The organism is Stenotrophomonas sp. Nf1, assembly GCF_003028475.1.
Lineage (GTDB): Bacteria > Pseudomonadota > Gammaproteobacteria > Xanthomonadales > Xanthomonadaceae > Stenotrophomonas.
Window position 1 is genome coordinate 689,797 of record NZ_PYTV01000001.1, and the last position, 13,055, is coordinate 702,851.

Sequence of the window (13,055 nt, forward strand, 5' to 3'; positions counted from 1 at the left end):
CGTTGTGCGGATTACGTACCGGCATCGGCTAGACTTCGCAGTGACCTGCCGGAACATGACGCTGCATGATCAAGCCCGACAAGCCCGCCAACGAAGCCCTCCGCCTCGAGGCGCTGTACCGCTACCGGATCCTCGATTCGGAGCGAGAGAAATCCTTCGACGACCTGGTGGTGATCGCCAAGGCGGTCTGCGGCACCTCGATGGCGGCGGTCACCCTGATCGATGTTGAACGGCAATGGTTCAAGTCGATCCAGGGCATCGACGCGGCCGAGAACCTGCGCAGCGAATCGATGTGCGGCCACGCCATCCTGCAGCCGCAGGAAATCATGGTGGTCGAGGACGCGCTGCAGGACGTCCGCTTCCATGACAACCCGGTGGTGGCCGGCGACCCGCATATCCGCTTTTATGCCGGCGCGCCGTTGATCAGCTCCGATGGCCTGCCGCTTGGCACGCTGTGCGTGTTCGATGCACAGCCGCAGCACCTGGCCCACGACAAGGCCGAGGCACTGGCCGCGCTGTCGCGGCAGGTGATGCTGGTGATGGAGCTGCGTCGCTTCGCGCTCGACATCCAGAAGCACATGCTCGAGCGTGACGACTACGAACGCCTGCTGTCGGAGTACCAGGATGTGCTGCTGGCGCAGAACGCCGACCTCACCGAGCAGAGCCGTACCGATGCACTGACCGGGCTGCCCAACCGTCGCGCGATGGCGGCGGCGCTGGACCAGGCGGTGGCCGTGACCGAAGGGCAGCCGGGGCTGGCCTGCGTGGCGCTGCTGGACATCGACCACTTCAAGCACATCAACGATTTCCAGGGCCATGCCACCGGTGACCGGGTGCTGGCCGAACTGGGCGTGCTGCTGCGCTCGCACTTCGCCGGCCGCGGCATGGCCGCGCGCTACGGCGGCGAGGAGTTCGTGGCGGTGATGCCCGGCACCGACCTGCGCACGGCCGAACTGCAGTGCGAGTTCCTGCGCCTGGCGGTGGCCGACCTGCCGCTGGGTTTCCCGGTGACGATCAGCATCGGCATCGCCCAGCACCAGCCCGGTGAGAGCGTGGACGACACGCTGGCACGTGCCGACAAGGCGCTGTACCGGGCCAAGGGCAATGGCCGCAACCGGGTGGAACTGGCGGCCTGAGCCATCCCCAGGTAGATCCACGCCATGCGTGGATGCTGTTTCCGATTCACATCGCGTCGCAGCACCTGCGATCAGAACCGGGCAGCATGACCTCTCTGTTTCCCCGGACCCGCCCATGCTGCAGACCCTGGCCATCGCCCATTACCGTTCGCTGCACGGGCTGGTGCTGCCCCTGCACCCGTTGAACGTGATCACCGGTGAGAACGGCAGCGGCAAATCCAGCCTGTACCGCGCGCTGCGCCTGCTGGCGGAAACCGCGCAGGGCGGGGTGGCTGCCGTGCTGGCCCGCGAAGGGGGCCTGGGCTCGGCGCTGTGGGCCGGACCGGAAACGATCGACCGTCGCGTCGGCGCCGGCGAGATCCCGCTGCAGGGCGGCCCACGCCAGGCCGCAGTGGGGTTGAAGCTGGGCTTTGCCACCGACGAATTCGGCTATGCCATCGACTTCGGCTATCCGCCCCCCAGCCGTTCGGCGTTCGCACTGGATCCGCAGATCAAGGCCGAAGCGATCTGGGCCGGGCCGTTCCTGCGCAGCGCCAACCTGCTGGTTGATCGCCGCGGGGCGACCGTGCGGCGGCGCCATGCGCAGGGCTGGGAACGGGTCGATGATCGCCTGTCGGTGTTCGACAGCCTGTTCACCCAGGTGGCTGACCCGCAGCGCATGCCCGAGACCCTGGCCCTGCGCGACTACATCCGCCGATGGCGCTTCTACGACCATTTCCGCAGCGATGCCGATGCGCCTGCACGCCAGCCGGCGATGGCCACGCGCACGCCGGTGCTGCATCACGATGGGCGCGATCTGGCTGCGGCGTGGGTGACCATTGTCGAGATCGGCGATCCGGTCGCATTGGCGCGCAGCGTGGACGATGCGTTCCCGGGGGCGACGGTCGGGTTCGAGGCACTGGACGGGCGCCTGGCCCTGCGCTTCCATCAGCCCGGCCTGCTGCGGCCCTTGTCGATGGCCGAGCTTTCCGACGGCACGTTGCGCTTCCTGTTGCTGGCCGCGGCCCTGCATACCCCGCGCCCGCCACCGCTGCTGGTGCTCAACGAACCGGAGAGCAGCCTGCATCCGGACCTGCTGCCAGCGCTGGCACGGCTGATCATTGCCGCCAGCGCACGCAGCCAGGTGTGGGTGGTGTCACATGCCAGCCGCCTGATCGCGGCACTGGAACAGGCGCCGGGGTGTCATTCCCTGCACCTGCACAAGCAACAGGGCCGCACCCTGCTGAGTGGCCAGGGCCTGCTGGATGCCCCGGCATGGCACTGGCCACAGCGTTGAGGCATCGATTCTGCTCCGGTAGATCCACGCCCTGCGTGGATGCACTCAGTCGGCGATGTTGCGCGCCTCGGCCGTGCCAAGGATCTCCGGATGCTGCACCGGCTTGCGGCGGTTCAGCAGTGGGTGCAGGAACACCGCGCCGACGATGATGGCCACGCCCAGATAGAACCACGGCGTGACCTCGTGCTGCTCACGCAGCAGCACCACTGCCAGCAGCACGGCGTAGACCGGCTCCAGGTTGGTCACCAGCTGCACCGTGTAGGCGCTGAGATGGCGCAGTGCGACCAGGGCCAGGGCGAACGGCAGCAGCGTGCAGAAGCCGGCCAGCACCAGCAGCAGCAGGCCGTCATGCAGGTCCGGCACCACCCACAACGGGCTGGCCAGCGCCGGCAGCAGGTAGGGCATCAGCGGTGCCAGCAGGGTCAGCGTCAGCGTGCCGGCGCCCAGTTCCAGCGCGGTGACGGTGAGCGGGTCGGCATGGCTGACCATGCGCTTGTTGAGCGAGCCGAACACGGCCACCAGCAACGCTGACACCGCGCCGACCAGCACGCCCAGCCGCATGCCATCGGGTACGCCACCGACCACCAGCGCGACGCCGGGCAGCACGGCCAGGCCGAAGGCCAGCTCGCGCAGCTGGAACGGCCGCTTGGCCACCCACGGTTCGATGATCGAGGTGAACACCGGCGCCAGTGCGATGCAGGTGGCGGCCACGGACGCATTGGCCAGTTTCACCGCGCCATAGAAGGTCAGCCAGTGCAGGGCGACCAGTGCACCGATGCCGGCGTAGCCGGCCACCACGCGCAGGGGCAGGGTGCCCAGCCCGCGCCAGACCCGCGGCAGCAGGGCCAGCATCGCCGTCACCAGCAGCATGCGCCACCACACCAGCGGCAGCGCGGGCAGGGTGATCAGCTTGCCGAGGATGGCGGTAACGCCCCACAGCAGGACACAGAAGTGGATCTGCCACAGCGCTTTGCGGGTGTCGGGTGTGCTCATCCGCCTATTGTGCGGCAAGCCGTCGTCCGCAGCGCTATCCGCAGGTGGGAGAGCTGGTTTCTGCGGCCCGCCGCTGCAGCGCCATCGCCGCCGCCGGATTGCGTACCTTGCCCGCGCCGATGCACAGCAGGTAGACCTCGCGCGGCGTTTTCGTGGCAGGCCCGGCCAGGCACGGCAGGTCATCCACCGGCTCACCGCGCGACCAGCGCCGGGCGCGTTCGCTCCAGCGCTGTTGCACGCTCGCCGGCAGACCCTCGTTCAAGCGCGCCTGGCTGCGCTTGATCCGCGCGTAGACGAAGCCGGCGCTGACATCGCCGTGCAGTGGTGCCTCGTCGCTGTCCTCGATCACCAGCGCCACGCCATGCGTGCGTGCAGCGGCCACCAGTGCCGGGCCGTGCGCCTCGGCGTTGCGGACTTCCAGAGCGTGTTGCAGCGGCACGCCCTCCAGCTGCTTCGGCAGCTGTGCCATCAGCGCTGCCAGCATGGCCGCATCGGCCGGATGGCGTGGATCGAACTGCCACAGCAGCGGGCCCAGCCGATCACCGAGCGCGAGCGCGGCCTGCAGGAAGGGGGCTGCGGCCTCCACCGTGCTGGACAGGTCGCGGCGCTGCACCAGGTAACGCGGCGCCTTCATCGCGAAGCGGAAGCCCTCCGGCGTCTGTGCCGCCCATTGCGCGCACTGGCTCGCGGTGGGCGTGCGATAGAAGGTGCCGTTGATCTCGATGCAGCGCAGCGCACGGCTGGCATGCGCCAGTTCTTCACGTTGCGGCAGGCCGGCGGGATAGAACACGCCGCCCCGCCATTGTGGAAACACCCAGCCACCGATGCCGCAGCGGATGGCGCCGGCGCTCACTGGCCGTGGTCCGCGCGCCACGGGTCGTAGCTGCCGAACCACCACAGGTAGCCTTCCGGGTCGGCGCAGGCATAGCCGCGGCCGCCGTAGTCCTGGTCGGCGATGTCGATGACGATGCGCGCTCCGGCCGCCTTGGCCCGCGCATAGTGCGCATCGGCATCGCTGACGATCACGCAGGCACTCTGGGTCTGGCGGCCACCGACCTCGTCGGGCAGGGCGGTGTGTTCGCTCCACGCGCTCTGGTTGCCGGCCGAGCCGAGCATGATCATGCCGTTGCCGAAGGTCAGCTGCGCATGGAATACGGTATCGCCATCGGCATATACCGCCTGCGCATGAAAGCCGAACGCGCGCTGCAGCCAGTCGATGGCGGCCAGCGCATCGCGGTAGCGCAGGCACGGAATGATGGTCGATCCATTGCTCGGTTGGCCGTTCCCGCCCATGACACCCCTCCTATGGCACAGGGCAGGATCGGCCGGGGACCGTTACCATCGCGCGAAACCCCGGTGACGGCCTGCACATGGCCGCGACCCCTGTTCGGAGATGGTGCTGGATGAAGACCTGGATTGGAGGAGCCGTGCTGCTGGCGTGCACGACCATGGCGAGCGCGTCGACCCCGGCGCCGCTGCAGGATCTGGATGCGACGGTCGAGCGCGTGCGCGCGCAGTTCGACGTGCCCGGCATCGCCGTGGCCGTGGTCAAGGATGGCCAGGTGGTGCTGGAACGTGGCTGGGGTGTGCGCGAGCTGGGCAGACCGGAGCCGGTTCAGGCCGACACGCTGTTCGCCATCGCCTCCAACACCAAGGCCTTCACCGCCACCTCGCTGAATCTGCTGGCCGAGGACGGCAAGCTGAAGATGGACGACAAGGTGATTGATCACCTGCCGTCATTCCGCATGTCCGACCCGTTCGTGACCGGGCAGATGACCATCCGCGACCTGCTCTCGCACCGCAGCGGACTGAGCCTGGGCGCCGGCGACCTGCTGTTCTGGCCGACCACGTCCTACAGCAATGCCGAAGTGGTGGAGCGGCTGGGCAGGGTGCCGCTGAAGGGCGGTTTCCGCGAGAGCTATGCCTACGACAACATCCTGTACGCGGTGGCCCAGCAGGTGATTGAGCATGTCTCCGGCATGAGCTACCAGCAGTTCCTGCAGACCCGCATCTTCGACAAGGTGGGCATGGCCGGGACGCGCTACAACGCCGACCACCTCAAGCCGGGCGACAAGACGGCCGTCGGCCACGCCAAGTACGATTTCAAGGACCTGCGCACCGTCGCGCCGCTGACCTGGTCGAACAATGCCGGTGCCGGTGGCATCTATTCCAGCGCGCATGACATGGCACGCTGGATGCAGGTGCAGCTGGCCGAGGGCAAGCTGGCCGATGGCACGCCGCTGTTCACTGAAAAGAGCCAGCAGCAGATGTGGCGGATGATCACGCCGCAGTCGATCCCGGCGCCGAGCGTGCCGGAGCTGGCGCCGGCGCGGGCCAATTTCGCCGGCTATGGCGAGGGCTGGAGCCTGAGCGACTATCGCGGGCAGAAGCTGGTCTGGCATACCGGTGGCTGGCCGGGCATGGTCTCGCGGCTGACCCTGGTGCCGGGCCAGAAGCTGGGCGTGGTGGTGCTGACCAACCAGGAGGTGGGCGCGGCGTTCAATGCGATCACCCTGAGCGTGCTCGATGCCTACCTGGGCGGCGAAACGCATGACTGGGTGGATGCCTATGCCAAGGCGGTGGCCAAGGGCCAGGACAAGGCCGACGAGGCGTGGGCCAAGCACCAGAGCGCACGCGACAAGGGCAGCCGGCCATCGCTGGCGCTGGCCGGCTATACCGGGTCCTTCCGTGACCGCTGGTACGGCGACATGCAGGTCAGCGGCGACGGCAAGGGCCTGCGTCTGCGCTTTGCCAAGACTGCGCAGCTGAGTGGGCGCCTGGAGCACTGGCAGCACGACACCTTCATCGTGCGCTGGGATGACCGCTCGCTCAACGCCGATGCGTTCGTGAACTTCAGCCTGGACCCGGACGGCAAGGTGCGCGAGGTGCGCATGCAGCCGATTTCCGACCTGACCGATTTCAGCTTCGATTTCCAGGACCTGTTGTTCACCCCGGTGAAATGACGCCGCCGGGCGTGGCCCGGCGCTACCGGGCATCGTCGGCCGGCGTACACATCCGGCGTGGGATACTTCGCCGGCTATTGATGGCGAGGGAATGCGATGTTCCGTTGGTTTGAATCCCTGATTCCGGTGTTCCCGCCCGTGGATGGGCGCATGCCACCGCGCAAGGTGTTTCCGTTCTACCTGCACTACCTGCGCCCGGTGTGGCCGGTGCTGCTGGCCACGCTGATCGCCGGCCTGCTGCTGGCGCTGGTGGAAGTGGCGATGTTCGATTACCTGGGCCGCATCGTCGACATGGTCGCCGAACGGCCGGGTGCCGACTTCTTCAAGCGCCACGCCAATGAACTGGGCTGGATGCTGTTCATCACCGTCATCGCGCGGCCGATCCTGGTCGGCCTGCACAACCTGCTGGTCAACCAGGCCATCGTACCCGGCCTGAGCAACCGCTCGCGCTGGCTGATGCACAACTACGTGGTGCGGCAGAGCCTGAGCTTCTTCCAGAACGACTTCGCCGGCAGCGTCGCCAACCGGGTGATGCAGACCGGTACCTCGCTGCGCGAATCGGCGGTGCAGATGGTCGATTCGCTCTGGTACATCGTGGTCTACACCGGCACCGCGCTGTACCTGTTCGCGCAGGCCGACTGGCGGCTGATGGTGCCGCTGATCCTGTGGCTGCTGGCCTATGCAGTGATCCTGTTCTACTTCGTGCCGCGCGCGAAGGAGCGGGCGTGGATCGCCTCCGAGGCGCGCTCCAAGGCCATGGGCCGCATCGTCGATGGCTACACCAACATTCCCACGCTGAAGCTGTTCGCCCATGGTGGGCGTGAGCAGGCCTATGTGGCCGAGTCGATCCAGGAACTGGCGGTCAAGCACCGCGCGCAGACCCGCATCACCACCGGCATGGACCTGACCATCGCCATCGTCAACGGTTTCCTGATCGCCGGTACCTGCGGGCTGGCGCTGTGGCTGTGGAACGGCGGCCACATCACGGTCGGCGCGATCACCCTGGCCACCGGCCTGGTGATCCGCATCCACAACATGTCCGGCTGGATCATGTGGACCATCAACGGCATCTTCGAAGACATCGGCACCGTGCAGGATGGCATCACCACCATCGCCCAGCCGCTGACCGTGCAGGACCGCGACGATGCGGTGCCGCTGCAGGTGACCCGTGGCGGCGTGCACTTCCAGGACATCCACTTCCACTACGGCAAGAAGGGCGGCGTGATCGCCGGTCTGGACCTGGTGGTCAAGCCGGGTGAAAAGATCGGCCTGGTCGGTCCTTCCGGTGCCGGCAAGTCGACCCTGGTCAACGTGCTGCTGCGGCTGTACGACCTGGAAAGCGGCCGCATCCTGATCGACGGCCAGGACATTGCCTACGTCACCCAGGAAAGCCTGCGCCAGCAGATCGGCGTGGTCACCCAGGACACCTCGCTGCTGCATCGCTCGATCCGCGACAACCTGCTGTATGGCCGCCCGGATGCCAGCGACGAGCAACTGCACGCGGCGGTGGCCAAGGCGCGTGCGGCCAGCTTCATCGACACACTGGTGGACGGGCAGGGCCGTCGCGGCTACGACGCGCATGTCGGCGAGCGCGGCGTGAAGCTGTCCGGTGGCCAGCGCCAGCGCATCGCCATCGCCCGCGTGCTGCTGAAGGATGCCCCGATCCTGGTGCTGGACGAGGCGACCTCGGCGCTGGACTCGGAAGTGGAAGCAGCGATCCAGGACAGCCTGGACGAGCTGATGGGCGGCAAGACGGTGATCGCGATCGCGCATCGGTTGTCGACCATCGCGCGCATGGACCGGCTGGTGGTGATGGACCAGGGCCGCATCGTCGAGACCGGCAGCCACGCCGAGCTGATTGCGGCCGGTGGGCTGTATGCACGGTTGTGGGCGCGGCAGACCGGTGGTTTTGTCGCCGCCGATCAATGACCGTTTCGGGGTCGGAGCCCTCTCTGCGAGAAGGATCCGACCCCGGCCCTGTATCCCTTAGGGTCGGATCGTTTTGCGAGGCAAAGGGCTCCGACCCCAGCGTGCTTCTGGAGACCTGCATTGATCTGCCCCCTACGCTCCCTGTTGCTGGCGCTCACGCTGGGCGTGAGCACTGCGACCGCGATGGCTGCACCGGTCGCCGAAGAGCAGCTGCAGCAGGTGATCCTGCTCAGCCGCCACAACCTGCGTGCGCCGGTGGTGGCCTCCGGGGCGCTGGCCAACGCGACACCGGAAACCTGGCCGCGCTGGGACGTGGGTGCGGGCGAGCTGACCACCAAGGGCGGAGTGCTGGAGGTCTACATGGGCCGCTACGTCGGCCAGTGGCTGCGCCAGGCGCAGGTGCTGCCGCTGTCGAGATGCCCGCAACCGGGCGATTTCCACGCCCATGCCAACAGCCTGCAACGCACCCAGGCTACCGCACAGTTCTTCGTTGCCGGTGCCTTCCCGGGCTGCCACGTGGCAATCGAGCAGCGCATGTCACTGGGCACGATGGACCCGCTGTTCAATCCGGTGATCCATCGCGATGACGTGGCCTATCGCGAGCGCGCGCTGTCGTCGATGCGGCAGGCATTGACCGAGGCGGACCTGGCGCCGGCACTGGCGGTGGTGGAGGCGGTCATCCGTTACCCGCAGTCGGCGGCCTGTGTTGACCGCAGCGAATGCCATCTGACGCTGACCGATACCACCTTCACTGCGGAAGCGGGCAAGGAGCCGCGCGCGACCGGATCGCTGGCGCTGGCAAGTGGCGTGGTCGACGCGCTGCTGATGGAGCACTACGAGGCACGCGACGCCGCCGCCGAAGGCTGGGGCCGGTTGAACACCGAGGACCAATGGCAGGCGCTGGCGCAGATCCGCAATCGCTACCAGGACATCCTGTTCGGCACCCCCGGGGTGGCGCGTGATGTGGCCGCGCCGCTGTTGATGCAGGTAGGCACGCTGTTGAACGATCCGGTGTCACCGAAGGTGACCCTGCTGGTCGGCCATGACTCCAACATCGGCTCGGTGCTGGCGGCGCTGGGCATCATCGACTACACGTTGCCGGGTCAGTACGAGAAGACGCCGATCGGTGGCCTGCTGCAGCTCGAGCGCTGGCGTGACCGCCGCAGCGGCGAGGCGCGGATCCATCTGGCCTACGTCTACCCGACCACCGCGCAGCTGCGTGATGCGCGGCCATTGACCGAGGCCCACCCACCGGGGCGCGTCGTGCTGCGTGTGCCGGGTTGCGCGGTGCAGGGCTGCACCGTTGCGGAATTCCAGCGCCTGCTGAAACCGGCAGCCCGCTGAGCTGCGCCGCTAGCGCAGGGGCGTGCGCACGATGCCGTGCGTGGCCATCAGGGTCAGGTCGCCGCCCAATCGCGGCGAGTGGTACGGCCCGCGTGCGTGTGCGGCTTCGAACAGGCCGCCATCGGGCGAGCGCAGACGATAGAACTCGACCCAGCCGCTGGCCTGCAGTGGCAGCTGTGCAACGCCGGTCTGCTGGTTGAACCACGCCGGGTCCTTGCTGCCTTCGATGACGCGTCGCGCGAGGCGGTCGATGGCGTGATCGCGGCTGGCGTACCAGTCCTGGCCGCGCAGCCGCGCCAGCTCCGCCATCATCACCAGCGGCGCCAGCGCGTAGTCGTGGTAGTGCAGGGCACGCTGCCCGCGCGCCATTTCCAGCGGCAGGCTGCCATCATCCTGGATGTCATCGATGCCCTTCTGGAAGGCGGCGTGACCGGCCTGCCACAGGGCCGGGTCATCGGTGGCCAGGCCGGTGGCCAGCACGCCCAGACCGCCCCAGTAGTAGTGGTTGTTGCGGCGCCGCTTCGGGTTGTCCCAGTAGCTCAGATTGGCGCGCGCCAGCTGCTGCAGCCACGGATCGATACGGGCGCGTTGTTGCGGGTCGGCCTGGTCATGCACTTTCAGGTAGGCCATGGCCACCGCATCGAGCATCCACTGGCGCATGTAGAACGACTGGTCGTTGTTGACCCGGATCATCTGCCCGAGCATCGCGCCGTCCTTCGCCCAGGCGCCGAGCCAGGCCAGCGTGCACTGCGCAGCGGTGCGATCACCGTCACGCAGGTAGTCGTCGCTCATGCGCGCCACCTCGGCGGCATAGCGGTCCAGCGGCGCGGTGACATCGTGGTTCTGCTGTTGCAGCGCCGGGTCGATCACCGAACCGGCCTTGTCGGTGTAGTAGCCCAGGGCGCGGATGTCGGGCTGGCCGGGCGGCGGTGGAGGGCAGGCGGCGGAGGCACCGGTACTGGCTGCCAAGGCAGCTGAAAGGAGGCCGAGGCGTAGCACCAGGGAGCGCATTGGAGCCTGCAGAGCAAGGGAGGGCGGTGCGAACGATGCGCCCTGAGCCGTTTGCCAGGCGTGAGGCCGGGCAGGCCCGATCCGCAAGTGTTAAGGACCGGAGCGGCCCCGGCGTGCATGGAAGGATGGGCTGCCCTGTAGCCGGTGCGCGCCCTTCCGTGAGGCAGGGCGGTGATATAGCCTGCAGGTGGTTCACCTGTTCCGGAGATCGACCATGAAAATCACGGACTTTCTGGTAATGGATCACTATGGCGACCAGATCGATGCCGATCCCCATGGCAACAACATTGCATTCTGCTGTTTCGACTGCGGGCATCCCGTGCTGGCGGTCGCGCTGGAGAATCAGCGCGGGTCTGATGAAATACATCCCGTGGCTTGCCGCCGCTGCAAGGCGAAGTTCTTTCTCGATATCCGCAGCCATGCGGAGAAGTTATACATACACAGGATGTGAGGCAGTCGGGCGCTTCAAACGAGAACGGCCCGGGAATCCCGGGCCGTGAGGTGCTGCCAGACCCGCGGGGCATTCAGCCCCGCGCCGATCACTCGATCGGCTGGTCCAGCATCAGCTGGCGGGCGAAGCGCACCGGCGGCGCGCCGTAGGACAGCACCTGATCGTGGTACGCCTTCAGGTTGAACTTGTCGCCCAGCTTCTCCTGCACCGCCTTGCGGGTGTCGAAGTGTTCCTGCGCACCGACGAAGTAGGTCGGCAGCTGCGCCGAGGTCAGCCGTGCACGTACCCACTTGCCGGCCGCCTCGCTTTCCTGCTGGAACGCGTCGTGGGTCATCAGGTGCATCGCCTTCTCGCGATCCCAGTTGTCCACGTGCACACCCTGGTCGAGGATCGCGTTGGAGATGGTGCGCAGGTAGAACTTCAGCTGCACCAGGTGGAACAGCGGATCGTTGTTGAGGTAGCCCTGCTCCTGCATCATGCGCTCGGTGTAGACCGCCCAGCCTTCGGCGAACAGGCCCGAACGCAGCACCGCACGCAGGGTGGAGGGGAACTTGGCCGAATGCCAGCCTTCCAGATAGTGGCCCGGGGTGCCTTCGTGGATGCTGAGCAGGTGGATCATGCGCGAGTTGTATTCACGCAGGAACGAGTCGACCTGCTTCTCGTTCCAGTCGTCCGGAATCGGCGACACGGCGTAGAAAGTCTTCAGGTTCTTGTCCAGCGGGCCCGGCGAATCGCAGTAGGCCACGGCCACGCCACGCTGGAACTCCGGCATCAGGATGATGTCCACCGGCGCATCGGGCAGGGTCATCAGGTCGTGCTCGCGCACGAAGGCGGTGGACTGCTCCAGCGCGGCCTTGGCATCGTCGACCACCTTGTCGCGTGCCGGCTTGTCGGCGTAGGCCAGCTCCAGCGCCGCTTCAATTGCCTTCTGCTGCTGCTCGTCGGTCGGCTGGGCCGGCATCTCCGGCGCACCCGGCTTGTCCTTCAGCACGGTCTGCGCGATGCCGTACATGTCTTCGCGCACACGCTTGAGTTCGGCGCGTGCACGCTCACCGATCTCCTGGCGCGACAGCGAGGAGCTCAGCGCGAACTTCAGCTTCTGGTCGTACTTTTCCGCACCGATGCGGAAGTCGCCCTTGGCGTTCGGCACCAGCGTCTTGTCCAGCCAGGTCTGCTGCTCGTCCACCGCCTTCTTCAGGCCGTCGATGGCGGCCTGCAGGCGCTGCTGGTCGGCCTGCGGCAGTTCGCCGATGTGCGGGGTGATGAAGGTATCGACGATGCTGAGGATGCCCTTGTTCTGCTTGGCAACAGTCTCGGCGTGGATCTTCGGCACGCGCGCCGGGTCCAGGTTCTCGCGGGCCTGGGCGAAGATCGCCGGCAGCTTTTCCATGCGCGCGGTAGCCGACTTCAGGCGCTCCGGCAGCGGCGCGAATTCGCGGGCCATCAGGCCGTAGATCGCGCTGCCGGCGATGCCGTTGTACAGCTGCGGGTCCCACTTGCCGGACTGCAGCACTTCGGCGTTCCAGATTTCCGACTGCAGCTGGTTGCGCAGGATCGCCGCGTCCACCTGGTTCTCGCGGCCCAGCTTGGCCACCTCGATCTTGTCCAGCTCGCCGAGCAACGCCTTGTAGGCGGCCACGGTCTTCTGCTGGCCGGCGGCGCTCAGGTCGTCCAGTTCACTGTCGTAGCGGTGGTCGCCGATCTGGGTGGCGCTGACCGGCGAAAGCTGCATCCAGGTGTCCAGGGCACGCTTGGACAGGTCGGCGAAGGCAGCATCGGCTGCCGCGTCCGCCGCCTGCTGGCCGGCGGCCGGGGTGGCGGCGTTGGTCGGGGCTTCGGCCGGCTGGCAGCCAGCCAGGGCGGCCACCAGGGCGAGGGCAAGAAGATGCGGGCGCATCGGCGTTCCTGTGCAGGGTCAAACCCCGAGCATAGGGCCCCGGAGCCGCTTTGTC

11 protein-coding genes are annotated in these 13,055 nt (G+C 67.4%); 6 read left to right on the forward strand and 5 right to left on the reverse strand.

The features are described 5' to 3' along the window. Positions 1-65: 65 nt before the first annotated feature. Positions 66-1,136, forward strand: a complete 1,071-nt coding sequence (locus tag C9412_RS03335) for a sensor domain-containing diguanylate cyclase (RefSeq protein WP_107230301.1) — start codon at positions 66-68, stop codon at positions 1,134-1,136. Positions 1,137-1,251: 115 nt separating this feature from the next. Then, positions 1,252-2,412 (forward strand): AAA family ATPase, encoded by a 1,161-nt coding sequence (locus C9412_RS03340; protein ID WP_107230302.1) that lies wholly within the window; start codon positions 1,252-1,254, stop codon positions 2,410-2,412. Positions 2,413-2,457: 45 nt separating this feature from the next. Here the strand turns inward: C9412_RS03340 and C9412_RS03345 are convergent, their stop codons facing one another. The 3 genes from C9412_RS03345 to C9412_RS03355 are packed head-to-tail and all read right to left on the reverse strand — an operon-like array spanning position 2,458 to position 4,698. After that, positions 2,458-3,405: a DMT family transporter gene (locus C9412_RS03345; protein ID WP_107230303.1), complete on the reverse strand. Its 948-nt coding sequence runs from the start codon at positions 3,403-3,405 to the stop codon at positions 2,458-2,460. A 34-nt stretch (positions 3,406-3,439) separates the two neighbouring features. Beyond that, a complete protein-coding gene (locus C9412_RS03350) occupies positions 3,440-4,258 on the reverse strand; it encodes a DUF72 domain-containing protein (protein WP_107230304.1) in 819 nt (272 codons plus the stop codon). Continuing rightward, entirely contained in the window at positions 4,255-4,698 is a 444-nt protein-coding gene (locus C9412_RS03355) for a VOC family protein (protein WP_107230305.1), read from the reverse strand. Before C9412_RS03355 ends, C9412_RS03350 begins: the two co-directional genes overlap by 4 nt. A gap of 110 nt (positions 4,699-4,808) precedes the next feature. Here C9412_RS03355 and C9412_RS03360 point away from each other — a divergent pair, with 110 nt between their 5' ends. The 3 genes from C9412_RS03360 (at position 4,809) to agp (ending at position 9,641) form a co-directional block, all read left to right on the forward strand. After that, a complete protein-coding gene (locus C9412_RS03360) occupies positions 4,809-6,368 on the forward strand; it encodes a serine hydrolase (RefSeq protein ID WP_107230306.1) in 1,560 nt (519 codons plus the stop codon). Between the two features lie 96 nt (positions 6,369-6,464). After that, a complete protein-coding gene (gene smrA, locus C9412_RS03365) occupies positions 6,465-8,297 on the forward strand; it encodes a multidrug efflux ABC transporter SmrA (protein ID WP_107230307.1) in 1,833 nt (610 codons plus the stop codon). A 120-nt stretch (positions 8,298-8,417) separates the two neighbouring features. After that, positions 8,418-9,641, forward strand: a complete 1,224-nt coding sequence (agp, locus tag C9412_RS03370) for a bifunctional glucose-1-phosphatase/inositol phosphatase (protein ID WP_107230308.1) — start codon at positions 8,418-8,420, stop codon at positions 9,639-9,641. 9 nt (positions 9,642-9,650) lie between these two features. Here agp and C9412_RS03375 read toward each other — a convergent pair whose 3' ends face one another. Further along, the gene (locus tag C9412_RS03375; protein WP_107230309.1) at positions 9,651-10,652 is read right to left on the reverse strand and encodes a polysaccharide lyase; all 1,002 of its coding nucleotides are present in this window, start codon (positions 10,650-10,652) and stop codon (positions 9,651-9,653) included. Positions 10,653-10,866: 214 nt separating this feature from the next. Here C9412_RS03375 and C9412_RS03380 point away from each other — a divergent pair, with 214 nt between their 5' ends. Further along, a complete protein-coding gene (locus tag C9412_RS03380) occupies positions 10,867-11,103 on the forward strand; it encodes a hypothetical protein (protein WP_107230310.1) in 237 nt (78 codons plus the stop codon). A gap of 88 nt (positions 11,104-11,191) precedes the next feature. On the opposite strand, the gene C9412_RS03385 is transcribed toward C9412_RS03380, so the two are convergent. Further along, entirely contained in the window at positions 11,192-13,000 is a 1,809-nt protein-coding gene (locus tag C9412_RS03385) for a DUF885 domain-containing protein (RefSeq protein ID WP_107230311.1), read from the reverse strand. Positions 13,001-13,055: the final 55 nt, after the last annotated feature.

Excerpts from the sequence above, each read along its gene's own strand:
- C9412_RS03335 (WP_107230301.1), top strand. The coding sequence starts at position 66 with ATGATCAAGCCCGACAAGCCCGCCAACGAAGCCCTCCGCCTCGAGGCG.
- C9412_RS03340 (WP_107230302.1), top strand. The coding sequence starts at position 1,252 with ATGCTGCAGACCCTGGCCATCGCCCATTACCGTTCGCTGCACGGGCTG.
- C9412_RS03345 (WP_107230303.1), bottom strand. The coding sequence starts at position 3,405 with ATGAGCACACCCGACACCCGCAAAGCGCTGTGGCAGATCCACTTCTGT.
- C9412_RS03355 (WP_107230305.1), bottom strand. The coding sequence starts at position 4,698 with ATGGGCGGGAACGGCCAACCGAGCAATGGATCGACCATCATTCCGTGC.
- C9412_RS03360 (WP_107230306.1), top strand. The coding sequence starts at position 4,809 with ATGAAGACCTGGATTGGAGGAGCCGTGCTGCTGGCGTGCACGACCATG.
- smrA (WP_107230307.1), top strand. The coding sequence starts at position 6,465 with ATGTTCCGTTGGTTTGAATCCCTGATTCCGGTGTTCCCGCCCGTGGAT.
- C9412_RS03375 (WP_107230309.1), bottom strand. The coding sequence starts at position 10,652 with ATGCGCTCCCTGGTGCTACGCCTCGGCCTCCTTTCAGCTGCCTTGGCA.
- C9412_RS03380 (WP_107230310.1), top strand. The coding sequence starts at position 10,867 with ATGAAAATCACGGACTTTCTGGTAATGGATCACTATGGCGACCAGATC.
- C9412_RS03385 (WP_107230311.1), bottom strand. The coding sequence starts at position 13,000 with ATGCGCCCGCATCTTCTTGCCCTCGCCCTGGTGGCCGCCCTGGCTGGC.